Source organism: Pseudomonas sp. AB39(2026), assembly GCF_059831485.1.
In genome coordinates, this window is sequence record NZ_CP195212.1 from 2,303,051 (window position 1) to 2,327,409 (window position 24,359).

At 61.1% G+C, this 24,359-nt stretch carries 20 protein-coding genes; 6 read left to right on the plus strand and 14 right to left on the minus strand.

From position 1 onward, the window contains the following. The first annotated feature begins 43 nt into the window (after positions 1-43). Entirely contained in the window at positions 44-1,591 is a 1,548-nt protein-coding gene (locus tag ACSAMW_RS10435) for an AmpG family muropeptide MFS transporter (RefSeq protein ID WP_500593861.1), read from the plus strand. On the opposite strand, the gene ACSAMW_RS10440 is transcribed toward ACSAMW_RS10435, so the two are convergent. Together ACSAMW_RS10440 and ACSAMW_RS10445 are read right to left on the minus strand one after the other, a co-directional pair. Next, positions 1,588-2,466: a mechanosensitive ion channel family protein gene (locus ACSAMW_RS10440; protein ID WP_500593862.1), complete on the minus strand. Its 879-nt coding sequence runs from the start codon at positions 2,464-2,466 to the stop codon at positions 1,588-1,590. The two genes, ACSAMW_RS10435 and ACSAMW_RS10440, sit on opposite strands and share 4 nt — an antisense overlap. Positions 2,467-2,589: 123 nt before the next feature. Beyond that, complete coding sequence (locus ACSAMW_RS10445) at positions 2,590-3,075, minus strand: YajQ family cyclic di-GMP-binding protein (protein WP_500593863.1); 486 nt, start codon at positions 3,073-3,075, stop codon at positions 2,590-2,592. Positions 3,076-3,296: 221 nt separating this feature from the next. On the opposite strand from ACSAMW_RS10445, the gene ACSAMW_RS10450 reads away from it, so the two are divergent. The 4 genes from ACSAMW_RS10450 to ACSAMW_RS10465 are packed head-to-tail and all read left to right on the plus strand — an operon-like array spanning position 3,297 to position 7,823. Then, complete coding sequence (locus ACSAMW_RS10450; RefSeq protein WP_500593864.1) at positions 3,297-4,247, plus strand: GGDEF domain-containing protein; 951 nt, start codon at positions 3,297-3,299, stop codon at positions 4,245-4,247. A 4-nt stretch (positions 4,248-4,251) separates the two neighbouring features. Further along, positions 4,252-5,172, plus strand: a complete 921-nt coding sequence (locus tag ACSAMW_RS10455) for a putative 2-dehydropantoate 2-reductase (protein WP_500593865.1) — start codon at positions 4,252-4,254, stop codon at positions 5,170-5,172. Positions 5,173-5,218: 46 nt separating this feature from the next. Then, positions 5,219-7,249, plus strand: coding sequence for a sensor histidine kinase (locus ACSAMW_RS10460; protein ID WP_500593866.1), 2,031 nt, complete (start codon positions 5,219-5,221; stop codon positions 7,247-7,249). A 1-nt stretch (position 7,250) separates the two neighbouring features. Then, the gene (locus tag ACSAMW_RS10465) at positions 7,251-7,823 is read left to right on the plus strand and encodes a cob(I)yrinic acid a,c-diamide adenosyltransferase (protein WP_500593867.1); all 573 of its coding nucleotides are present in this window, start codon (positions 7,251-7,253) and stop codon (positions 7,821-7,823) included. A 145-nt stretch (positions 7,824-7,968) separates the two neighbouring features. Here ACSAMW_RS10465 and ACSAMW_RS10470 read toward each other — a convergent pair whose 3' ends face one another. The 3 genes from ACSAMW_RS10470 to secA form a co-directional block, all read right to left on the minus strand. Further along, positions 7,969-8,919 (minus strand): Nudix family hydrolase, encoded by a 951-nt coding sequence (locus ACSAMW_RS10470; RefSeq protein WP_500593868.1) that lies wholly within the window; start codon positions 8,917-8,919, stop codon positions 7,969-7,971. A 25-nt stretch (positions 8,920-8,944) separates the two neighbouring features. Beyond that, entirely contained in the window at positions 8,945-10,162 is a 1,218-nt protein-coding gene (gene argJ / locus ACSAMW_RS10475; protein WP_500593869.1) for a bifunctional glutamate N-acetyltransferase/amino-acid acetyltransferase ArgJ, read from the minus strand. Positions 10,163-10,267: 105 nt separating this feature from the next. After that, entirely contained in the window at positions 10,268-13,009 is a 2,742-nt protein-coding gene (secA, locus tag ACSAMW_RS10480; protein ID WP_500593870.1) for a preprotein translocase subunit SecA, read from the minus strand. 274 nt (positions 13,010-13,283) lie between these two features. Here secA and ACSAMW_RS10485 point away from each other — a divergent pair, with 274 nt between their 5' ends. Further along, positions 13,284-13,793, plus strand: coding sequence for a DUF721 domain-containing protein (locus ACSAMW_RS10485; protein ID WP_500593871.1), 510 nt, complete (start codon positions 13,284-13,286; stop codon positions 13,791-13,793). Between the two features lie 135 nt (positions 13,794-13,928). On the opposite strand, the gene lpxC is transcribed toward ACSAMW_RS10485, so the two are convergent. The 9 genes from lpxC to murD all read right to left on the minus strand — a co-directional run bounded on the left by lpxC (position 13,929) and on the right by murD (position 24,359). Then, entirely contained in the window at positions 13,929-14,840 is a 912-nt protein-coding gene (gene lpxC, locus ACSAMW_RS10490) for a UDP-3-O-acyl-N-acetylglucosamine deacetylase (RefSeq protein ID WP_168083909.1), read from the minus strand. A gap of 112 nt (positions 14,841-14,952) precedes the next feature. Further along, positions 14,953-16,149: a cell division protein FtsZ gene (ftsZ, locus tag ACSAMW_RS10495; RefSeq protein ID WP_168083910.1), complete on the minus strand. Its 1,197-nt coding sequence runs from the start codon at positions 16,147-16,149 to the stop codon at positions 14,953-14,955. A 46-nt stretch (positions 16,150-16,195) separates the two neighbouring features. Next, a complete protein-coding gene (gene ftsA, locus ACSAMW_RS10500) occupies positions 16,196-17,455 on the minus strand; it encodes a cell division protein FtsA (RefSeq protein WP_168083911.1) in 1,260 nt (419 codons plus the stop codon). A 13-nt stretch (positions 17,456-17,468) separates the two neighbouring features. Then, positions 17,469-18,335 carry a cell division protein FtsQ/DivIB gene (locus ACSAMW_RS10505; protein ID WP_500593872.1) on the minus strand — a complete coding sequence of 289 codons (867 nt, stop codon included), beginning with the start codon at positions 18,333-18,335 and terminating at the stop codon, positions 17,469-17,471. A gap of 3 nt (positions 18,336-18,338) precedes the next feature. Next, positions 18,339-19,298, minus strand: a complete 960-nt coding sequence (locus tag ACSAMW_RS10510; protein WP_500593873.1) for a D-alanine--D-alanine ligase — start codon at positions 19,296-19,298, stop codon at positions 18,339-18,341. After that, positions 19,295-20,749, minus strand: a complete 1,455-nt coding sequence (gene murC, locus ACSAMW_RS10515; RefSeq protein WP_500593874.1) for a UDP-N-acetylmuramate--L-alanine ligase — start codon at positions 20,747-20,749, stop codon at positions 19,295-19,297. Before murC ends, ACSAMW_RS10510 begins: the two co-directional genes overlap by 4 nt. Next, positions 20,742-21,812, minus strand: coding sequence for an undecaprenyldiphospho-muramoylpentapeptide beta-N-acetylglucosaminyltransferase (gene murG, locus ACSAMW_RS10520; protein WP_500593875.1), 1,071 nt, complete (start codon positions 21,810-21,812; stop codon positions 20,742-20,744). Before murG ends, murC begins: the two co-directional genes overlap by 8 nt. Beyond that, a complete protein-coding gene (ftsW, locus tag ACSAMW_RS10525; protein ID WP_178088930.1) occupies positions 21,802-23,016 on the minus strand; it encodes a putative lipid II flippase FtsW in 1,215 nt (404 codons plus the stop codon). Before ftsW ends, murG begins: the two co-directional genes overlap by 11 nt. Next, positions 23,013-24,359, minus strand: coding sequence for a UDP-N-acetylmuramoyl-L-alanine--D-glutamate ligase (gene murD / locus ACSAMW_RS10530; protein WP_500593876.1), 1,347 nt, complete (start codon positions 24,357-24,359; stop codon positions 23,013-23,015). Before murD ends, ftsW begins: the two co-directional genes overlap by 4 nt.

The window sequence follows — 24,359 nt, forward strand, 5'->3', positions numbered from 1 at the left end:
AGTGCGCGCTTTGTTTTTGCAGATGTGAGGCACCGCTCCGCCCATGCCCGGTAAAACCTGGCGCGCCGCCTTGGCCGCCTATGCCAGCCCCTCCACCTTGGTGCTGTTGCTTCTCGGCTTCGCCTCTGGCCTGCCTTACATGTTGGTGTTCTCTACCTTGTCGGTGTGGCTGCGTGAAGCCGGCGTGGCGCGGGAAACCATCGGATATGCCAGCCTTATCGGCCTGGCCTACGCCTTCAAGTGGGTATGGTCACCGCTGCTGGATCAATGGCGCCTGCCGGGGCTGGCTCGCCTGGGGCGCCGTCGCTCCTGGCTGGTACTGGCCCAGGCGCTGGTGATCCTCGGCCTGATCGGCATGAGCTTTTGCGACCCTCAACAGCACCTGTCCTGGTTGATCGCCATTGCGGTGGTGGTGGCATTCGCTTCTGCCACCCAAGACATTGCCGTGGATGCCTATCGCCTTGAAATCGCCGGCGACCAGCGCCAAGCCGCGCTGGCAGCCAGTTACATGGCCGGGTACCGCATAGCGGCGCTGCTGGCCACAGCCGGCGCGCTGTTCTTCGCCGAATGGTTCGGGTCCACGGGGTTTGCCTACCTGCACAAAGCCTGGGCCGGCACCTATTTGCTGTTCGGCGTGCTGATGGTGCCCGCGCTGGTAACCACCCTGCTCATGCGTGAGCCGCCTGTGCCGCTGCGCACCCAGCTGTCGGCCGCGCGCTACGGATTCATCCACCAGGTCGCATCGGTAGTTGTGCTGATCATTCTGCTGGTATCGGTGCCCGCCATGTTCACGCAGCTGTATAACACCGACTTTGCCAGTGTGCTCAGTGGTGACATGAGCCCGCTGGACCTGCTGCTGCAGGACCGCGCGTTTCTTCGGGCGCTGCTGTACACGATTCTCACAGCCTTGTGCCTGTCCGCTGTAGGCCGCCGTGGCCTGGCCCCGGTGCTTACGCCGGTAAACGACTTCATTTTGCGCTATCGCTGGCAAGCCTTGCTGCTGCTGGGCCTGATTGCAACCTATCGTATGTCGGACACAGTCATGGGCGTAATGGCCAATGTGTTCTATATCGACCAGGGCTTTACCAAGGACCAGATTGCCAGTGTCAGCAAGGTGTTCGGGCTGGTGATGACCTTGCTGGGCGCAGGTGCAGGTGGGTTGCTGATTGTACGGTTCGGCATTATGCCTATCCTGTTCATTGGCGGGGCGGCTTCGGCAGCGACCAACATCCTGTTCCTGATGCTGGCAGACATGGGCCCTAACCTGCGCATGCTGATTGTGACCATTTCCCTGGACAACCTCAGTTCAGGTTTGGCGACGTCCGCCTTCGTGGCCTACTTGTCCAGCCTCACGAACCTGAAGTTCTCGGCCACACAGTACGCCCTCCTTAGCTCCATCATGTTGCTGCTGCCCCGCCTGATCGGGGGCTACTCGGGCGTGATGGTGGAGAAGTACGGTTATCACACCTTCTTCCTCATCACAGCTCTGATGGGTGTACCTACGCTGTTCCTGATCCTGCTGCACTGGCGCTATCACAACGCTGCTGACATGGAAGCCGCCAGCAGCGAAGCTGATCCGGAAAAACCCTAATCGGCCTTTGCCTGAGGCGCTGGTGACGCAGGCAACGGCTTGCCATCTTCCTGTACCAGGCGAATCACCCGCTGCGGGAATGGAATGTCGATACCGGCATCGCGCAGCCGGTCACGTACCTCGGCGTTGAGCTTGTTCAGAACGCCACCGTAATCACCGGTATTGACCCACAGGCGCAGCGACAGGGTAATGGCGCTGTCGCCCAACGCGGCCACTACCGCTTCCGGTGCGGGGCTTTCCAGCACGCGTGGGTCCTTGGCCAGCTCCAGCAGTACTTCACGGCCTTTTTGCAGGTCCGCGTCGTAGTCCACACCAATGTCCAAGGTGATCTTGCGGGTTGGCTGGCGGTTGGTGTTGGTGATGATGCCGTTGGACAGGTTGCCGTTAGGCACGATCACGGTCTTGTTATCACCCGTGCGTAGCACCGTGTGGAAAATCTGGATCGCGTCCACGGTTCCGGACACCCCTTGGGCTTCGATCCAATCACCGATACGGAAGGGCCGGAACAGCAGAATCAACACCCCGCCCGCAAAGTTCGACAGGCTGCCTTGCAAGGCCAGGCCTACGGCCAGGCCGGCTGCACCGATCGCTGCCACGAAGGAGGTTGTCTCGATACCGATCATCGAGGCCACGCTCACCAACAGCAGGATCTTGAGAATGATGTTGGCCAGGGTACTGATGAACCCCTGCAGGGCCAGGTCGGCGTGACGCAGGGCCAGCAACTTGCCGATTTCCCGCGTGACCTTGTTTATCAGCCACCAACCGATGAGCAGGGTGGCCACGGCCAGCAGCACACGGCTGCCGTATTCCATGATCATGGGTATCCAGGCCTGGGAGGCACGGATAAGGTGATTGACTTGGGCGTTCAGATCCATAGGGGGCTCCTGTGTCGACTTTCGAGGGGCGGACCAGGCGCCCCGTTAACAGCCGTCCGACGCCGATCCACCCGTGATGGTTCCTCGGGAAAGCGCCTGGGCAGCCACTTTCCCGAGCCTGCCTCAATCCCGGAAGTTGTTGAATTGAAGCGGCATGCCGAATTCTTCACCCCGTAGCAGCGCGATGGCTTCTTGCAGGTCATCGCGTTTCTTGCCCGTGATACGCACTTGTTCACCTTGAATGGCGGCCTGGACCTTGAGCTTGGCATCCTTGACGCGGGCCACGATTTTCTTGGCCATTTCCTTATCCAGGCCCTCGCGAAGGACCACGTCCTGCTTCATTTCCTTGCCGGAGGCATAAGCATCTTTCACTTCCAGGCACTGCACATCGATCTTGCGCTTGACCAGTGCCATGCGCAGGATTTCCAAGGTAGCTTCGAGCTGGAATTCCGCTTCGGCGGTGAGGTTGACCGTCTTGTCCTTGTCATTGAAGGACATTTGCGCCTTGCCTTTGAGGTCGTAGCGGCGGTCCAGTTCTTTGACGGCATTGTCGACGGCGTTTGTGACTTCGTGTTTGTCCAACTCGGACACTACGTCGAACGAGGGCATTAAGTTTTCTCCAGAATGTTACAAATAAGCGGCGTACGAGTGATTCTGTCGGTTAAGCACCATAAACCTGCGCACTTGGCTTGACGACTAAAAGCACGGATCATTATAACGAGTGCCAGCATTGAGACACGCATTCCTCCCGAATCTGGTCACAAGCCCGTGAACAGCGTTGCTTGCGTTGCACAGCGGCCCATCCTTCCTTGCGAGAGTGCGAGTTCCAGATGTCAAACCCCAACCTGAGTATTCTCCTGGCCATCAGTGATGCAGGCATGCGCCACTGCGCGGCTGAGTTGCTGTCGCAAGGGGGGTATCACGACGTACGTACCTGCACCCTGGAGGATGCGCCAGGTGAACTGGACGAGCGTGCGGCTGACTTGCTGGTGGCACACGGTGAGGCTGGCATGCGCATGGCCTCGAAGGTTCGGGTGCTGGACGAGGCCACTAACGGCCATACCTGGGTATTGCTTTTGGGCGAGCAGGCAAGCGAACAGGTGCTGGACGAAACGGCCGACCTGGGGGTTGACGACCTACTGCCACCTGAGCTGATCGGCGCGCACTTGCTGGCACGGGTGCATGCCGGGGACCGGATGCACAGCGTACTGCAGCGCCTGGCCCGCGAAAACCGACTACTGCGTGACAACATCGCCAGCCTGGAGCAACGCAACCTGGTGGACTCGCTGACGGGCCTGGGCAATGCACGCTACCTGCGCCAGAAACTCGAAGACAGCCTTCGCCAGATCCAGGCCCGTGGGGGGGCGCTGTGCTACCTGCTGATCGGGTTGCAGAACGCTGGCACCCTGCAGCAGCAACATGGGGAGGCCCTCTATGAAGAACTGCTTCAGGGTGTAGGCCGTCGCCTTCAGCAGATGGTTCGCCCGCTGGACGTACTGGCGCGTGTGGATGACCAGCACTTTGTATTGCTCACCCTGCCCAGAAGCCTGCAGGAGTGCGCGCCTAGCAGTTTCAAGCGCCTCCATGACGGGTTGAACCTCAGGGGGTTCATGACCAGCGGCGGCTTGGTGGACCTGAGCGCAGGCATCAGCCTGGTAGGGCTGGATGAGAAAAGCCTTCCCATAGAGCCAGTGAGCCTGTTTGGTGAGGCCAGCCGCCTGTTGCAGGAGTCCTATGTTTCCGGGCTGGTCAACGCCCGCCGCTTGCCCGCCAAAACCTGACAGCATGGCGGACACCCCCTGGCATGTATTGGGTGCGGGCAGTATTGGCACCCTATGGGCCTGCCGGCTGGCACGTGCGGGCTCACCTGTACGCCTTCTGATGCGCGGCCCTGCGCAATTGGCCCACTATCATCGAGGCTCTGGGTTACGGTGGGTAGAGGATGGTGTTGAACGCGCCTTCCAGCTGCCCGGCGAACTGCCTGACGCGCCGCAACCCATTGCCCGGTTGCTGGTGACCTGCAAGGCCTACGATGTGGCCGCGGCCGTGGCGGCTGTCAGGCCCCGCTTGGTACCTGGCGCACAGGTGATCCTGTTGCAGAACGGCCTGGGCAGCCAGCACGCCCTGACGGCCACCCTCCCCCATGCCTGCGTCACACTGGCGTCTACCACCGAGGGTGCCTTCAGGCGTAACGACGGTGCCATCGTGTTTGCCGGGCAAGGCTTCACCTGGCTAGGCGGCACAGGCGACCAGCCTGCGCCCCTGTGGCTAAGCGAGCTGGAACGCGCCGGCATTCCCCACCAATGGACACCTGACATGCTGGCCAGGCTCTGGCGCAAGCTGGCTATCAATTGCGCCATCAACCCGTTGACCGTGCTTCACGGGTGCCGTAACGGCGCCTTGGTGGAGCATGCGCCTGCGATCACCGGTCTGTGCCAGGAGCTGGCACGGCTGCTTCAAGCCGTGGGCCTACCCGACGCTGCCGTAGGCCTTCTGGAGGCGGTATGGGAGGTGATAGCAGCCACCTCGCAGAATTATTCGTCCATGTATCAGGACATGGCAGCAGGGCGCCGAACCGAAATCCATTACTTGATAGGCCATGCCTGCGCTGAAGCAGCGCGCCTCTCAGTGGCTGTGCCTGCGCTTGAGCAGCTTCGTCAAAACCTGATTGCGCACCTTCATGCCAAAGGCCTGCCCACAGACTGAGCGCACCCTTGCTACACTCGCTCCGTTCCCTTGAGCTGGATGTGTGATGCCTCTGCGACAGCGCCTCGAAAACCTTCCTGTTGGGCAAAAGCTGCTGGCCGCCCTGCTGGTCCTGATGGTCACGGTACTGGTAGCAGCCAACCTGACCTTCATCACGGCTGCCTACTGGATTTCCCACGAGAGCATGGCGCCTCAGGCCATGCAGACCATCGCTCGGCTGGTCAGCCAGCCGCAGCTGGCGCACCAGGCCGCCCGCTCTGCCGAGGCCGCCAATGACCTGCTTCGCGAGCTGGACAGCTACTCGCCCCTGCGTGCGGCAGCGGTATACGCGCCAGATGGTCAGCGGCTGGCGCAGTTGCAGCATGGCAGCAAGCTGTCGGTGCCGCACCTGTTCGAGGAGCTGGGCCAGTGGCGTTTGACCGAATTCCGCAGCACCCAGGTCGCTGAGTTGCCGTCAGACGACGGGTTGCCAGGCCACTTGCTGTTGGTAGCGTCCAGTGAATTGCCTGTGGCGTTCTATACCGGCACGTTTACGGCCAGCCTGGGCATACTGGTATTCAGCGTGCTGCTATGGATGGTGATTGCGCGGCAGATCCGCCGGTTGATCACGCGCCCTATCTACGACCTGGAAGAGCTGACCCGGCAGGTCACGCGCGAGGAAAACTATTCGCTGCGCGCCCTGCCCGGCAACCATGACGAAATCGGCAGCCTGGCCGAAGCCTTTAACACCATGCTGTCGCGCATGGAGGCACGGGAACAGCAGCTCAAGCGGGCACGCGATGATGCCCAGAGCGCCTATGACGCGGCCCAGGGCCTTGCCGAGGAAACCCGGCATACCAATCGCAAGCTTGAGCTTGAAGTGCAGGTACGCAGCAAGATCGAGAAAAAGCTCACCGGCTTTCAGAATTACCTCAACAGCATCATCGACTCCATGCCCTCGGCGCTCATTGCCCTGGATGAGCAGCTGTACGTCACCCAGTGGAACAAAGAGGCCAGTGCCCTTTCAGGCACTCCCCTGGACGAGGCGCTGAACCAGCCCATATTCCTGGCCTTCGAACCGCTCAAACCTTTTCTGACACAGCTGCGTGCTTCGGTGGAGCAACACCGCGTGGTCAAAGTGGAGCGCGTCACGTGGCTCAAGGATGACGTGGCCCATCACTATGCCCTGACCTGCTATCCGTTGGCAGGCGGTGCGGGCCGTGGCGTGGTCATCCGTATCGACGACATCACGCAGCGGCTGTCGCTGGAAGAAGTGATGGTGCAGTCCGAGAAAATGCTGTCCGTGGGTGGGTTAGCAGCAGGCATGGCACACGAGATCAACAACCCCTTGGGGGCCATCCTGCATAACGTACAGAACGTTCGCCGCCGCCTGTCTCCAGACCTGCCCAAGAACCTGGAACAGGCACAGGCCGCAGGTGTACCTCTTGACGGTATCAACCGTTACCTGCAAGCCCGTGAGATCCCTCAACTGCTGGAGGGTATACACAGCGCCGGGGCGCGTGCGGCCAAGATCGTGACCCACATGCTCAGCTTCAGCCGGCGCAGCGACCGGCAACTGGCGCCCTGTGACTTGCCCGCCTTGATCGACCAGGCCATTGAAATCGCCAGCAGCGACTTTGACCTGAGCCTCGGTTTCGACTTCCGTGGCCCGTCCATCGTGCGCCAGTTTGACCCTCGGCTAAGCCCTGTTCCCTGCACGGCCAATGAATTGGAGCAGGTGATCCTCAACCTGCTGAAAAATGCGGCCCAGGCCATTCACCAGCGCGAACACCCCAGTGAGGCCGGCCGTATTGTGTTGCGCACACGCCTTAATGGCACGTGGGCGGAAATACAGGTGGAAGACAACGGCGTGGGCATGCCGGAGCACGTACGCAAGCGCATGTTCGAGCCCTTTTTCACCACCAAGGAAGTGGGCCAGGGCACTGGGCTGGGGTTGTCCGTGTCCTACTTCATCATTACCAATAACCACAAAGGGCAGATGGAAGTGCAGTCGACGCTGGGGGTGGGCACCTGCTTCACCCTGCGCCTGCCGCTGGTGCAGCCAGCGGTGACAGGCGCCATCGCCTCAGGAGCATGACATGGGCTTCAGGCTGTCGAAAATCTACACACGTACCGGGGACGCTGGAGAGACTGGGCTGGGAGACGGGCGCAGGGTTGCCAAGGATCACCCTAGGGTCGAGGCCATTGGCGAGGTAGACACCCTCAACAGCCAACTGGGCCTGCTACTGGCACACTTGAGCGATAAACCTCACCTGGCACAGGTACAGGACGTGCTTGCCCCCTGCCAGCACCGCCTGTTCGATCTGGGCGGCGAGCTGGCCATGCCGGGGCATCGTGCGCTGTACACCAGTGAAATCGAACGCGTGGAGGCGGCCATCGATGCCTGGAACGAGGTGGTAGGCCCCTTGCGCAATTTCATCCTGCCCGGAGGCTCTGTGTGCATTGCGCAGGCGCACCTATGTCGCGCCCAGGCACGCACTGCCGAGCGCAGGTGCCAGCAACTGCAGCGCGAAGAGCCGTTGGACGGTGTAGGGCTGGCTTACCTCAACAGGCTATCGGACCTGCTGTTCGTGGCCGCCAGAATGATCGCCCGGCTGGAGGGTGTGGAAGAAGTGCTGTGGGCACAGGCGGCGGCCCCATCGGAGGGCTAACGCGCTTGGCGTGCCTGGTTTATGTTCTGTGGGAGTAGGCGACAGCCTGCGAATACGGGCCCACAAACCGGCGCCATACCCGGACCTCGCGAGCCCTGTTCGCCCGCTTCGCAGGCTCCTACACAAACCCCAGCAGGCAGGGCCCTCAGGCCGGCTTTTCGGGCCAGAACGCACGAATGCCGGCTACACCCTGTGCACCTATCTCCCATGCCCGCTGGGTATCACCCGGCCCCACCCCACCAAGCAGGAACACAGGCTTGTTGAAGCCTGCAATCCAGTGCTCTGCCTGCACCCACCCTAAAGGCACGGCATCGGGATGGGTTTGAGTGGGCTGTACGGGCGAGAGCGTAACGAAATCCACGCCCATGCGTTCTGCCAGCTCCAGCTCCTCAGGGCCGTGGCAGGACGCCGCCAGCCAACGGTCTGCTGGGAACGGCCGGCCGTTGGGTGCGTATTTGCGCAACTGTTCAGCGGTCAGGTGCCAGCCTGCGCTAGGAAAGTCCCCAAGCCACTCCAGCGGCCCCTTGAGCATCAACTGCGCCTTGGCCGCACACAACCCTGCCGCATCCACTGCCAGGTCCCGGTACTGAGGGTCGTACAGGTTTGGCGCGCGCAGTTGCACCAGCCTGGCACCCTGGGCAATGGCCGTACGCAGCCCGCCTAGCAATTCAGGGCCTGGCAAGCCATCAGGGGTGATCAGGTAGGCGGCTGGGAGGCGCGCTGCGCTCACAATGGGCGCATTGGCTGCCGGGAAGTCATAGTTGCCCAAAGCCTTGGGAGCGACCCATGCCAGCGGCTGCCCCTCGGCACCCTGGGGTTCACCCTCGAAGCCGTCTACCTCCCACACATCCAGCAGCACCTGCTTGTCGGGATAATCGTGGGCGACTTTGATCAGGGGCCGAGCCGAAGTGACCCGGATGGCCAACTCTTCGGCCAGTTCCCGTACCAGGCCAGCCTTGGGCGACTCACCCTCCTCCAGCTTTCCCCCAGGAAACTCCCACAGGTTGCCCTGGTGCTGAGCGGCATTGCGCCGGGCAATCAACACCTTGCCATCGGCGCGTCGAATCACAGCAGCCGCTACATGAACCCGTTTCATTGTGCCTCCTCGTCGCTTGCGCGGGTCAGGTGCGATATTCGGCGTTGATCTTCACATACTCGTGGGAAAGATCGGTTGTCCAGATCGTTTCGCTGCACTCACCGCGGCCTAGCTCGATACGGATACCGATCTCCGGCAATGCCATCACCGCACTACCCTGCTCCTCGGTATACGTTGGCGCACGGCCGCCCTGGCTGGCGATGCACACGTCACCCAGGTACACATCGATCTTGCTCACATCCAGGCTTGGCACACCTGCGCGGCCGACGGCGGCCAAAATACGCCCCCAGTTGGGGTCTGAGGCGAACAGCGCGGTCTTGATCAGTGGCGAGTGCGCAACGGCGTAGCCTACGTCCAGGCATTCCTGATGGTTGCCTCCGCCATTGACCTGCACAGTGACGAACTTGGTAGCGCCTTCGCCATCGCGAACAATGGCCTGGGCCACCTCCATGCACACCTCGAAGACCGCGGCTTTCAGGGCCTGGAACAACGGGCCTTGAGCGTCAGTGATTTCAGGCAATGCAGCCTTGCCTGTGGCGATGAGCATGCAGCAGTCGTTGGTGGAGGTGTCACCGTCGATGGTGATGCGGTTGAACGACTTGTTCGCCGCATCGCGGATCAGGTCTTGCAACAAAGGTTGGGCGACCTTGGCGTCGGTGGCGATGTAGCCCAGCATGGTGGCCATGTTCGGGCGAATCATCCCGGCCCCCTTGCTGATGCCTGTTACCGTAACGGTAACGCCGTCATGGGTAAATTGGCGGCTGGCGCCCTTGGGCAAGGTATCGGTGGTCATGATGCCCGTGGCGGCGTCGGCCCAGTGGTGCTCGGACAGGTTGTCCAAGGCGGTTTGCAACGCACCTTCGATTTTTTCCACTGGCAACGGCTCGCCGATCACACCCGTTGAAAAGGGCAGCACGGCGCTTGCTGGCACGCCCGTCAAGCGGCCCAAGGTTTCGCAGGTACGCTCAGCCGCCTGCAGCCCTGGCTGGCCAGTGCCGGCGTTGGCATTGCCCGTATTGGTCAACAGGTAACGCACGGCACCACCCGCACGTTGCTTGGCCAGGATCACAGGCGCCGCGCAAAAGGCGTTAAGGGTAAACACGCCTGCCACGGTGCTGCCCTCGGCGCAGCGCATCACTACCACGTCCTTGCGCCCTGGCCGCTTGATACCTGCCGAGGCGATGCCCAGCTCGAAACCGGAAACAGGGTGCAGCACAGGCAAGGGACCGAGACCAACCGCCATGTAAGACTCCTTGAGAGGGGTAGCGCTGAAAAAGTAACGCCGCGATGGCAAGGCCAGTCGCGGCGTGATTCAACACGAAAACCAGAGATTATTCAAAGGTGCGTGTTATTCGATACGGCCATGGCAGTGCTTGAACTTCTTGCCCGAGCCACACCAGCACACTTCGTTACGGCCCAGCTTCTGCTCGTTGCGAATGGGCGCCAGGGCCGCTTCCACAACACCTTCAGTGCTTTCCTCCAGCACTTCTGGCTGATCCAGGCCAGGTGCCTCGGCGTGGCGGAACTCCATGCGTTGGGCAAGCTCTTCGGCCTCGCGGCGCAAACGGGCTTCTTCTTCGGCCGGGTCTTCGCGGCGCACCTGCACGTGGGACAGCACGCGCAGGGTATCGCGCTTGATCGAGTCCAGCAGTTCCTGGAACAAGGTGAAGGACTCGCGCTTGTACTCCTGCTTCGGGTTCTTCTGGGCGTAGCCGCGCAAATGAATACCGTGGCGCAGGTGGTCCATGGTAGACAGGTGGTCTTTCCACAGGTCGTCGATCACACGCAGCAGTATCTGCTTCTCGAACGTACGCAGGGCCTCGGCGCTGGCCTGGTCCTCTTTCTCGTTGTAGGCCGCCAGAATCTCGGCCATCAGGCGCTCGCGCAGGGTTTCTTCATACAGCTTGTCATCGTCGTCCAGCCACTGCTGGATAGGCAATGTGACGGCAAAGTCGGCCTGCAAGGCGGCCTCAAGGCCTGGGATATCCCACTGCTCAGGCAACGATTGCGGTGGAATGTGCTGGGACACGATGGTGTTGAGCACTTCCTCACGGAACTCGGCAATGGTGTCGCCGATGTTGTCCGCCGCCAGCAGGCTGTTGCGCATGTGGTAGATCACCTTGCGCTGCTCGCTGGACACGTCGTCGAATTCGAGCAATTGCTTGCGAATGTCGAAGTTACGGCCTTCAACCTTGCGCTGGGCCTTCTCGATGGCGTTGGTCACCATGCGGTGCTCGATGGCCTCGCCGGACTGCATGCCCAGTGCCTTCATGAAGTTCTTCACCCGGTCCGACGCGAAGATACGCATCAGCGGGTCTTCAAGGGACAGGTAGAAGCGGCTGGAGCCGGAGTCCCCCTGACGGCCGGCACGGCCTCGCAACTGGTTGTCGATACGGCGCGACTCGTGACGCTCGGAAGCGATCACATGCAGGCCACCGGCTTCCAGCACCTGCTGGTGACGCTTCTGCCAGTCGGCCTTAATTTGGGCGATCTGCTCATCAGTGGGGTTTTCCAGCGCGGCCACTTCCACTTCCCAGTTGCCGCCCAACAGAATGTCCGTACCCCGGCCTGCCATGTTAGTGGCGATGGTCAGCGCGCCGGGCCGGCCGGCCTGGGCGATGATCTCGGCTTCCTTCTCGTGGTACTTGGCATTGAGCACCTTGTGTTCAATGCCTTCTCTCTGCAGCAGGTTGGACATGTGCTCGGAGGTTTCGATGGTCGCGGTACCTACCAGCACTGGCCGGCCGGTGGCCATGCATTCCTTGATGTCGGCGATGATGGCGACGTACTTCTCTTCGGCCGTGAGGTACACCAGGTCGTTGAAATCCTTTCGGGCCAACGGGCGGTTTGGCGGAATCACCAGAACGGGCAAGTTGTAGATTTGCTGGAATTCGAAGGCTTCGGTGTCGGCAGTACCCGTCATCCCGGACAGCTTGGTGTACAGGCGGAAGTAGTTCTGGAAGGTGGTAGAGGCCAGTGTCTGGCTCTCGGCCTGGATATTGACCCCTTCCTTGGCTTCGATGGCCTGGTGCAAGCCTTCGGAGAGGCGACGGCCCGGCATGGTACGGCCGGTATGCTCGTCGATCAGCAGAATGCCGCCGTCCTGCACGATGTATTCGATATTGCGGTGGAACAGCTTGTGCGCACGCAGGCCGGCATAGACGTGGGTCAACAGGCCCAGGTTGTGCGCCGAGTACAGGCTTTCGCCTTCGGCCAGCAGGCCGGCCTGGGTCAGCATGTCTTCGATGAACTGATGGCCGGACTCATTGAGTTCCACCTGGCGGCTTTTCTCATCGATGCTGTAGTGGCCCTGCTGGGTCACTTGGCCTTCCACTTCCTCGATGTGCTGCTCAAGGCGCGGAATCAGGCGGTTGATTTCCATGTACAGGCGGGAGCTGTCCTCGGCCTGCCCGGAAATGATCAGCGGGGTACGGGCTTCATCGATGAGGATGGAATCCACTTCGTCGATGACGGCGAAATTCAGCTCGCGCTGGAATTTCTCGTCCAGGCTGAAAGCCATGTTGTCGCGCAGGTAATCGAAACCGAATTCGTTGTTGGTGCCGTAGGTAATGTCAGCGTTGTACGCGATGCGCTTGTCTTCCGGAGGCATGAAGGGCGTGACCACGCCTACCGTCAGGCCCAGGAATTCGTACAGCGGGCGCATCCAGTTGGCGTCGCGGCGCGCCAGGTAGTCGTTTACCGTGACCACGTGCACGCCTTTTCCGGACAGCGCATTGAGGTACACCGCTAGCGTTGCCACCAGGGTTTTACCTTCACCCGTACGCATTTCGGCGATCTGGCCCTCGTGCAGGGTCATGCCACCAATGAGCTGCACATCGAAGTGGCGCATGCCCATGATGCGTTTGCCGGCTTCGCGGCATACGGCAAAGGCCTCGGGCAACAGGTCGTCGAGGGTTTCGCCTTTGGCGATGCGAGCCTTGAACTCGGGGGTTTTGGCACGCAGCTGTTCATCCGAGAGCGCGACCATCTTCTCTTCGAAGGCATTGACGTTGCCGACCGTCTTGAGCATGCGTTTCACTTCACGCTCGTTCTTGCTTCCAAAGAGTTTTTTCAACAAAGGCGCAAACATATCGGCTGGATCTTCCACACTTAGGGATGGAGGGCGGCCCCAAGGAGTCGCCCGAGCAGCCCTCATGGCCGCACGCGAACGAACATTCTACCCGGAAACGATGGAGAGGAAAGTGGCGACGCCACAATGCTGGCACAGCGCTTTTACGGGGCGGGTTTACAATAAGGCCTTTTTTTTCAACTTCAAGCGTCTGAAGCAAACGTCATGGCAATGTTCCTGACTTTCGTGCTGGCGGCCTTCTGTTAACATGCCAGGCCCACCGGAGACCGCAGATTTGGCCTTTCGCCCCCACCCTGCCCGCTTGCCTGCCACACTGCTGCGTGAGGCCAGGCCCCTCAAGGCACTCCTGAGCCAGGCGCAGCGCCTGGCGCTGGTCAAGCGGCTGCTGGATACCCAGCTGCAACCCGCCGCTCGCGCGCATTGCCAAGTGGCCAAATGGCGGGAGGGCACCTTGGTGCTAGTAGTCACGGACGGGCATTGGGCAACGCGCCTGCGCTACCAGCAGCGGCGGTTGCAGCAGGGCCTGAGCGGCATGCCTGAGTTCAGTGGCCTTGCGCGCATTCAATTCAAGGTTCAGCCTAGTGTGACGCCTCCAAGCGCCAAGGGCGCCGGGCTAGACTTGTCTGACAGTGCGGCAGACAGCCTGCAGGAAACGGCCGAAAATATCGCCGACCCCAGCTTGCGGGCCGCCCTGGAACGGCTGGCCAGGCATCGGCGCCGGGGTGGCGGCCTAGCTGTAGGACCGGTCGCAGCCACAGGCGGAGGCCGGGAACCTGCCGAATGAAGTGCCCAGTCCAGTTCGCAGGCTTCGCCAGCTCCCACAAGGCCCACGCGTAGTTTCCACAACGAACCTTCAGCCTTTGAATAAAAAAGGCCACCCGAGGGTGGCCTTGAAAGAACAGAGAGAGGAGGTTCGAACTTAAACCGCTGCAACCGGGCGCATGTACGAGATAGGCGCGGTGCTGGCGTCTTCGAACGTGACCACTTCCCAGGCATCCTTCTGCTCGATCAGCTTGCGCAGCAAGCGATTGTTCAGGGCGTGCCCGGACTTGAAGCCACGGAATTCGCCGATCAGGCTGTTGCCCAGCAGGTACAGGTCGCCAATGGCATCAAGGATCTTGTGTTTGACGAATTCGTCTTCATAGCGAAGGCCGTCTTCGTTCAATACGCCTTCCTTGTCCACCACGATAGCGTTTTCAACGCTGCCGCCGAGGGCCAGGTTGTGCTTGCGCAAGTACTCGATGTCACTCATGAAGCCGAACGTGCGCGCCCTGCTCACTTCCTTGACGAAAGAGGTGCTGGAGAAGTCTACGCTGGCACTCTGGGTGCGATCCTTGAAGGCAGGGTGATCGAAATCGATTTCGAAACTGACCTTGAACCCATCGAAAGGCAGGAAAGTAGCGCGCTTGTCGCCATCTTCCACGGACACTTCATGAAGGATACGGATGAATTTCTTCGGGGCGTCCTGCTCTTCCAGGCCAGCCGATTGAATCAGGAATACGAAGGGGCCTGCGCTGCCATCCATGATCGGCACTTCCGACGCGGAGAGTTCGACGTAGGCGTTATCGATCCCCAGGCCGGCCATGGCCGAAAGCAAGTGCTCCACGGTGTCGACCTTGATGTCCCCCTGGATCAGGGTAGTGGACATGGTGGTTTCACCAACGTTTTCCGCACGCGCGGGAATCTGGACCACTGGGTTCAGATCGGTACGACAGAACACGATACCCGTGTTGACCGGTGCAGGCTTGAGGGTAAGGTAAACCTTCTCCCCGGAATGCAGGCCGACGCCGGTGGCACGGATAATGTTCTTCAGGGTGCGTTGTTTAATCATGGCAATGGCCGCTTCAGCGCTAGTTGCGAACTGGTATCAACAAAGGCTGGCGATAATAACAGACCCTGCCTTTGCTGAACACCAATCACCCTTATAGCCCTGATAAATTGCATTAATCGGCCTGGCGACGCAGGAAGGCCGGAATGTCCAGGTAATCCAGATCGTCGTTAGGGTTGAGCTTGGCGGCTGCAGCGGCACCGGCATGGGCCTGGTTACGCATGACCGTTGGGCGTTCCAGATCACGGTAGTTGACGGCTGCCTGGTCATTGCGAACCGGTGCAGGGGCCGGCGTTTGCTGGGCGGCTGCGGTGGATTGCAGGCCGTTGTCGATCACCTTGACCGGTTTTTCGATCTTGGCGCCCAGGCCGGTGGCAACGACGGTCACGTGCAGCTCGTCGCGCATGTCCGGGTCGATCACGGTGCCTACCTTGACCATGGCGTGATCTGAGGCGAAGGCCTCGATGATGCTACCGACGTCTGAGTATTCACCCAGAGACAGGTCCGGGCCTGCGGTAATGTTCACAAGAATGCCACGGGCACCCTGGAGGTTTACGTCTTCAAGCAGCGGGTTGCGAATGGCGGCTTCGGTGGCTTCACGCGCACGGTTCGGGCCACTGGCGCAGCCAGTACCCATCATTGCCATACCCATTTCGCTCATCACGGTACGTACGTCGGCGAAGTCGACGTTGATCATGCCTGGGCGCTTGATGATATCGGAGATACCGCGAACCGCACCGGCCAGTACGTCATCTGCCTTGGCGAACGCCGACAGCAGGCTGGCGTCCTTGCCCAGGATAGTGAGCAGTTTTTCGTTGGGGATGGTGATCAGCGAGTCAACGCTGTCCGCCAGCATACGGATGCCTTCGTCGGCGATCTGCATACGCTTGCGGCCTTCGAACGGGAACGGGCGAGTCACCACCGCTACGGTCAGAATGCCCATTTCCTTGGCCACTTCAGCGATGATCGGCGCAGCGCCCGTGCCGGTGCCCCCGCCCATGCCCGTGGTGATGAAGACCATGTTGGTGCCCTGGAGCACTTCGGCAATGCGCTCGCGGTCTTCCATGGCAGCCTGGCGACCCACTTCAGGGTTGGCGCCAGCGCCCAGGCCCTTGGTCACGCCGGTGCCTAGTTGCAGAATGGTACGCGCACCAATGTTCTTCAAGGCTTGGGCATCGGTGTTGGCGCAGATGAACTCAACGCCTTCGATGTTGCTCTTGACCATGTGATTGACAGCGTTGCCGCCGCCACCACCGACACCGATCACTTTGATGACCGGGCTTTGCGGAATGTTGTCTACCAGCTCGAACATGTGCCCTCTCCTTTCAATCTCTAGTTTTATTCGCCTACTGCCGTTATCAGAAATTGCCCTGAACCCACTTCTTGAGGCGTTCGAATACTGGCGCCTTGGGCTCATCCCCGTAATGAGTTTCACGGCCCGCCAGGCCGGTGAAGGTTACGCCCTCGGATTGCTTCTGCAGGCCATAGGTCAGTAGGCCTACGGCTGTCGAATAGATGGGGCTGCGGATAACGTCATCCAGCCCACGTACGGTGTGCGGTACGCCAAGGCGCACCGGCATATGGAAAATTTCTTCAGCCAGCTCGACCGCACCTTCCATTTTGGCGGTGCCACCGGTGAGCACGATGCCCGCCGGAATGAGGTCTTCATAGCCACTGCGGCGCAATTCTGCCTGAATCAATGTGAACAGCTCGTCATAACGCGGCTCCACCACTTCAGCCAAAGCCTGCCGAGACAGCTCGCGAGGCGGGCGATCACCCACGCTTGGTACTTTGATGGTTTCTCCGGCGCCTGCCAGCTTCGCCAGGCAGCAGGCGTAACGGATCTTGATTTCCTCAGCGTACTGAGTTGGCGTGCGCAACGCCATGGCAATATCGTTGGTTACCTGATCGCCGGCAATGGGAATGACCGCCGTGTGACGGATGGCGCCTTCGGTAAAGATGGCGATGTCCGTGGTACCGCCGCCAATGTCCACCAGGCACACGCCCAGTTCCTTTTCATCATCGGTGAGCACTGAGTAGGCCGACGCCAGTTGCTCAAGAATGATGTCGTCGATTTCCAGGCCACACCGGCGCACGCACTTCTCGATGTTCTGGGCGGCGTTTACCGCGCAGGTTACCACATGCACCTTGGCTTCCAGGCGAACCCCGGACATGCCCAGCGGCTCGCGTACACCTTCCTGGTTGTCGATCACGTAGTCCTGGGGCAGCGTGTGCAGCACACGCTGGTCGGCGGGGATAGCCACGGCCTGGGCCGCGTCCAGTACACGCTCCAGGTCCGCCGTGCTCACTTCACGGTCGCGGATGGCCACGATGCCGTGGGAATTGAGGCTACGGATATGGTTGCCTGCTACCCCGACGAAGGCCGAGTGAATGCGGCAACCGGCCATGAGCTGGGCCTCTTCCACGGCGCGCTGAATCGACTGTACGGTCGATTCGATATTCACCACCACGCCTTTCTTCAGCCCACGCGAGGGATGCGTGCCGATGCCCACGATTTCCAGGGTGCCATCGGCCGCGACTTCGCCTACCAGCGCCACCACCTTGGAGGTGCCGATATCCAGCCCGACGATCATTTTGCCGCTTTGCGCGTTTGCCATGTCCTGCCTCTTGTCAATTCTTCGCCACGGTCGGTACCGCTGGCGCCGCCGCGTTCGGATCGCGCCAGCCGACGGCCAGGCCGTTGGCATAGCGCAGGTCGACGCGGGCAATGTTCGTGATCTGGTCTTTTAGGGTCTTGTCATAAATGGCGATGAACCGGCGCATCTTTTCCACCAGATGGTCACGCCCCAGCAGCAAGTCGATTCCAGGGCCGGCACTACCTGCACCTGTTGTCAAAAACCAGCTGCCGCGTTCACGCAATTCAAGCCGTACTATGGAAAAACCAAGAGGCCGGAGCATCTGGCTGAGTACTTGATACTGCTGCATGACCTGTTGCTGAGCACGCTGCGGGCCGAACAGCTGCGGCAGGTGCTCATAGTTGGCCAGTTCGCGTGGTGCGAACGCTTGGCCCTGATTATTCAGTAACTGGGCCTCGCCCCAACGGGCGATCGGCAATTGCTCTTCCAGGCGAATCACTACCTGATCCGGCCATACGCGGCGCACTTCGGCATGGGCAATCCAGGGCATCTGCTCCAGCTCGGTTCGCATGCCGGTCAGGTCAATGCTGAAGAAACGGGCATTGGAGTAAGGCGCGATGCGCTCCTGCACCGCCTGCTGGCTCACATAGCTGAGGTCGCCTTGCACATTGATCTTCGAAATCGGGCGGTCCAGGTAGGGCAAGGCGCGCTGCGTACCTTCATAAGTGCCTGCCGCCAGTGCCAGCAACAGCAAGGGCCACATCAGCTTCTTGAGGAAGCCGCCACCCCCGCCAGGCAGCCGCGCACGCCCAGGCTCTTTGGCGGCCATGCGGCTGGCACCGCGGGGCGGGGCCTTGCGGGCCGGCACAGGGGGCTGATGTCGAAGGTTCACGGCGCGCATGGGTTAGCCCCTCGCCTGCAATGAGTCGGCCAGAATGGACACTACCAGCTGCTGGAAATCCAGCCCGGCGGCACGCGCTGCCATGGGTACGAGGCTGTGATCAGTCATGCCTGGCGCGGTATTCACTTCCAGCAACCAGAAGGTGCCGTCGGCATCCTGCATCACATCCACCCGCCCCCAGCCGCTGACCCCGATAGCCACGCAGGCACGCTGGCACAACTCCATCAGCTCCTGTTCCTTTTCAGGGGCCAGGCCACAGGGAATGCGGTATTGGGTGTCGTTTGCCACGTACTTGGCGTCGTAATCGTAAAACGTGTGGGGCGTACCCAAGGCGATCGCAGGCAGTACCTGGCCACGCAGAACGGCCACAGTAAATTCCGGGCCGTTTATCCATTGTTCGACCAGAACTTGCGAGTCATAGGCGCTGGCGTCTTTCCACGCGGCGACCAGTTCGTTGCTGCTGGTCACCTTCGCCATGCCGATACTTGAACCTTCATGGGCGGGTTTGACGATCAAAGGGAACCCCAGTTCCGTAGCCGCCGAAATGCAATCGGCTTCGCTGGCCAGCACTGCATGGCGAGGGGTCGAAATCCCTTGGCTATGCCACACCTGCTTGGTGCGCAGCTTGTCCATGGCCAAGGCTGACGCCAGGATGCCGCTGCCGGTGTAGGGAATGCCCAGGCATTCAAGCAGGCCTTGCATGCTGCCATCTTCACCCCCACGGCCATGCAGAATGATGAAGGCGCGGTCGATCTTTTCGCGCAGAAGTACCTGCAGCAGATCACTGCCTACATCGATACCGAAGGCGTCCACACCTGCGGCCTGCAGCGCGCTCAACACCTGAGCACCGGACTTGAGTGATACCTCACGCTCGGCACTGGTGCCGCCATACAGCACAGCAACGCGGCCGAAGTCGCTGGCCGTGATGGTGGACTTCAGGCTCTCATAGTCATGGGCGTTCATTGGTTTTTCCCCGGGGTGGCAATTGCACCGGCAAACAACGGGCTTTTCAACAGTTGAGGTGCAATGGTGCCAACATCCCCTGCGCCTTGGCACAGCAGGATGTCACCTGGGCGTAGCAAAGGCTTGACCACAGGTGCGATGTCCGTACCCCGTTCCACGTAGATCGGGTCCAACTGGCCTCGCTGGCGGATGCTGCGGCACAACTGGCGGCTATCGGCGCCTGGAATAGGCTCTTCCCCGGCCGGGTACACTTCCATCAGCATCAGTACATTGGCATCGGCCAGCACCTGCACGAAGTCATCGTACAGGTCACGGGTGCGGCTGTACCGGTGCGGCTGATAGAGCATCACCAAGCGGCGCTCGGGCCATCCGCCCCGAACTGCCTGGATGACTGCAGACACTTCACGTGGGTGGTGACCATAGTCATCCACCAACATCACCGACCCACCCTCCACTGGCAACTCGCCATACACCTGGAAGCGGCGGCCTACGCCTTGGAAACAGGACAGCCCGGCCACAATGGCCTCGTCGCTGATGCCTTCGTCGGTGGCGATGGCAATGGTAGCCAACGCGTTGAGCACATTGTGATTGCCCGGCATGTTCACCGATACGTCCAGCGGCTCGCGGTCGCGGCGCAGTACCGTAAAGTACGTTTGCATGCCGTCCTGCCGGAGGTTGATCGCCCGCACATCGGCGGCTTCGTGTACACCATAGGTCACAGTAGGCCGTGCCACCTGGGGCAGAATTTCCCGTACCACGGCATCGTCGATGCACACCACGGCCAGGCCGTAGAACGGCAGGTTGTGGAGAAACTCCACAAAGGTCTTCTTCAACTTGTTGAAGTCGCCTTCGTAGGTTTCCATGTGGTCGGCGTCGATGTTGGTGACAACGGCGACCAGCGGCTGCAGGTGGAGGAAGCTCGCATCGCTTTCATCGGCTTCGGCGATCAAATAGCGGCTGCCGCCCAGCTGAGCATTGGTGCCGGCTGCATTGAGGCGGCCACCGATTACAAAGGTCGGGTCCAGGCCACCTGCGGCGAATACTGACGCCAGCAGGCTGGTGGTGGTGGTTTTGCCGTGGGTGCCGGCGACAGCGATGCCATGACGGTAGCGCATCAGTTCGGCCAGCATTTCGGCACGGCGCACCACTGGAATGCGACGCTCAAGTGCAGTCGCCACTTCAGGGTTGTTGACGTTCACAGCACTGGACACCACCAGCACATCGGCGCGGGCAGCGTTTTCGGCACGGTGGCCAATGAACACTTCAGCACCGAAGTCGCGCAGGCGATTGGTCACCCCTGAGTCTTTCAGGTCTGAGCCCGATACCTGATACCCCAGGTTCAGCAGCACCTCGGCAATGCCGCACATGCCCACCCCGCCGATACCCACGAAGTGGATACGGCGGATGCGGCGCATTTCGGGTTGTGGCATGGCGCGCTGGCTCTCAACCATGAGCCACCTCCAGGCACGCGTTCACAACGCTGCGGGTTGCATCGGGTTTCGCCAGGCGGCGGGCAGTCTCGGCCATGGTCACGAGTGTGTGCGGTTGCATCAAAACCTCTTCAAGGCGCGCGGCCAGTTCGGCAGCGCCGGTTGTTGCTTGCGGCATCACGAAGGCAGCGCCTTCACGGGCCAGAAATTCGGCATTGCGGCTCTGATGGTCGTCAATGGCATGGGGCAAGGGTACCAGCAGCGAGGGCAGGCCCGCGGCAGCCAGCTCGCTGACGGTCAGGGCGCCAGCACGGCAGATCACCAGGTCTGCCCAGGCATAAGCCTGAGCCATGTCTGCAATAAAAGGCGCAACCTGGGCTGTAACGCCGGCGGCCTTGTAGCGCTCGGCTGTCACGCCGTCGTGCACTTTGCCAGCTTGATGAAACACCTCTGGGCGCTCTGCTTCAGGCAGCGCTGCGAGGGCTGTGGGTACCAGCTTGTTCAAAGGTTCGGCACCCAGGCTGCCACCCATTACCAGCAAGCGTGCACGGCGGCCCGCCAAGGGCTGGCGAGGGGTTTCCAGGAACAGTTCGGGCCGCACAGGGTTACCCGTGGTGCGGCGTTTGGCAGAGGCGGCGAAAGTCTGCGGGAAAGCTTCGCAGATACGGCTGGCCAACGGTGCCAGCAGCCGGTTGGCGGTGCCGGCCACAGCATTCTGCTCGTGCACGATCACGGGCACCTGGCTCAGACGCGCCGCCAGGCCGCCAGGGCCTGTGACATAGCCACCAAAGCCTACAACGCATACGGGCTTCAACTGCTTGATGATCGCACGCGCCTGCAATACGGACCTGGCCAGCATCAGCGGCGCCTTTAGCAGGGCCAAGCGGCCTTTGCCCCGCAACCCGCTAGCCTGGATGGTGTGCAGCGTAATACCTGCGGCCGGCACCAATTCGTTTTCGATGCCTCGGGGTGTGCCCAACCAGTGCACAGCGTACCCACGCGCCTGGAATTCCCGCGCACAGGCCAGCGCCGGGAACACGTGGCCCCCGGTACCACCTGCCATGATCAGTACATTACCGGGCATGTCGTGGCTCCTCGGCAAAGTCCTTCTCCGTGAACTCCACCTCTTCGCTGCCCAGGTGCGTACGGCTTTCCCACTCGATCCGCAGCAACAGGCCTAGGCAGGCACAGCAGATCACCAGTGAACTGCCTCCGTAGCTGAGGAACGGCAAGGTCAGGCCCTTGGTAGGCAGCAGGCCAACGTTTACGCCGATATTGATCAGGAACTGGCCGATCCACAGGAACGACAAACCGTAGGCCATGTACGCCGCAAAAAACTGTTTGGAGCGCTCGGCCCACAGGCCGATGTACATGCCGCGAATGCACACGAAGACGAACAAGGCCACGGTGCACAGCGAGCCGACTACGCCCAGCTCTTCGGCCAGCACCGAGAACACGAAGTCGGTGTGCGCTTCAGGCAAGTAGAATTGCTTCTGCACGCTGTTACCTAGGCCTACGCCGAACCATTCACCACGGCCGAAGGCGATCAGCGCCTGAGTAAGCTGGTAGCCAGAGCCGAATTGGTCCGACCAAGGGTCAGTAAAGGTAATCAGGCGCGCCATGCGATAAGGCTGTGCCTGTACCAGCACAAAGACCGCGCCAACGGCCAGCACTACCATCAAGGCAAAGCGGAACAGCCCTACCCCTCCGAGGAACAGCATCGCCGCAGCCGCACCCATCATCACCACGGTGGCGCCAAAGTCCGGCTCCATGAGCAGCAGCACGGCCATGGGCATCAGCACGATGAACGGTTTGAAGAAACCCATCCAGGTTTCGCGCACTTCGGTCTGGCGCCTTACCAGGTAACCGGCCAGGAAGATCACCACGAACACCTTGGCCAATTCCGAAGGTTGAACGTTGAACGCCCCGAAGCCGATCCAGCGCATGGAACCGTTTACCTCACGGCCAATGCCCGGCACGATGACCATGAACAGCAAGCCGAACGCCCCTGCCAGCAGTATCCAGCCCATGCGTTGCCACGTGGCGATAGGGATCAGCAGGGTTACCCCGCAGGCACCCAGGCCCAACACCAGATAGATCAGGTGGCGAACCATGTTGTACAGGGTGTTACCGGTCTGGGCCGCCGCCACTTCGGACGACGCCGACGTGATCATCACCAGCCCCAGACCCAGCAGCGCCAAGCAGCCTGCCAGCATGGGGAAGTCGATGTCGATGCCGCGGTTACCGATCAGCGGTGAGGGGTAAGGCTTGATGGCGTTGAAGATCATGCCAATGCCTCCACGGCTTGGGCGAACAACCGCCCGCGTTCTTCATAATTACGGAACATGTCCAGGCTGGCGCACGCCGGCGACAATAGAACGGCATCGCCTGGCTCGGCCAGCTCGGCGCAACAGCGCGCGGCGGCGTTCAAATCATTCACGTACACCTTGACTACCTGTTCATCCAAGGCCTGCGCCACACGCTGGGCGTCACGGCCAATCAACACCACCGCCCGGCAATACCGGCTCACCGGTGCACGCAGGCCAGAAAAGTCGGCCCCTTTGCCATCGCCACCGGCCACCAGCACCAGCTTGCCGGCGATGTCGCTTCCCAGGCCCTCGATAGCGGCCAGCGCCGCTCCCACGTTGGTGGCTTTGGAGTCGTCGTACCAGGCCACGCCGTTACGTTCGCCCAGCCATTGGCACCGGTGTGCCAGGCCAGTGAACCCTCGCAGGGCTTCAAGCATGGCGGCCATGGGCAAGCTGGCGGCATGGCCCAGCGCAAGTGCAGCCAGCGCATTGGCCTGATTGTGCGCGCCACGGACCTTGAGCTCACTGACCGGCAGCAAGAGGGTCTGGCCAAAGGCGAGATACTTCACCCCACCTTCCTGCCGGAGGCCAAACGCGTTCAAGTCGGGTACATCCAGCCCAAACGACCCAGTGCGCATGTCATCACGCAGCAGTGGGCGCGTCAGTACATCCTGCCGATTGATCACTACCTGGCGGGCACCGCGGAAAATCCGATGCTTGGCCTGGTGATAGCCCGGTATGCCGCTGTAGCGGTCCATGTGGTCTTCACTGAGGTTGAGCACAGTGGCCACTTCGGCATTGAGCTGGTGGGTGGTTTCGAGCTGGAAGCTTGAGAGCTCGATTACGTACAGCTCCACGTCGTCGGCCAGCAAGTCCAGTGCAGGCGTACCCAGGTTCCCACCCACTGCCACGCGCTTGCCGGCTGCCTGCCCCATGGCACCTACCAACGTTGTCACAGTGCTTTTGGCATTGGAGCCGGTAATGGCAACGATGGGCGCCTTGGCATGGCGGGCGAACAGGTCGATATCACCGCTTAGCTTCACGCCACGCAAGGCCGCCTCCACTAGGGCCGGTGTGGCCACTGTGAGGCCGGGGCTGACATACAATTCGCTGGCACGGCAGAGAAAATCTACATCCAGCTCACCGCAACGTACGTCCACATAGGGGAAGTCACGCTGCAAGGTCGCCAGCTCCGGAGGGTTCGCGCGCGTATCGGCTACGGCAAAGGCAGCGCCCTGCTTCGCCAGGAAGCGAACCAGGGACATGCCGCTCTTGCCGAGGCCGACAACGATGCGGAATTGATCGGAAGCGATCAGCGACAC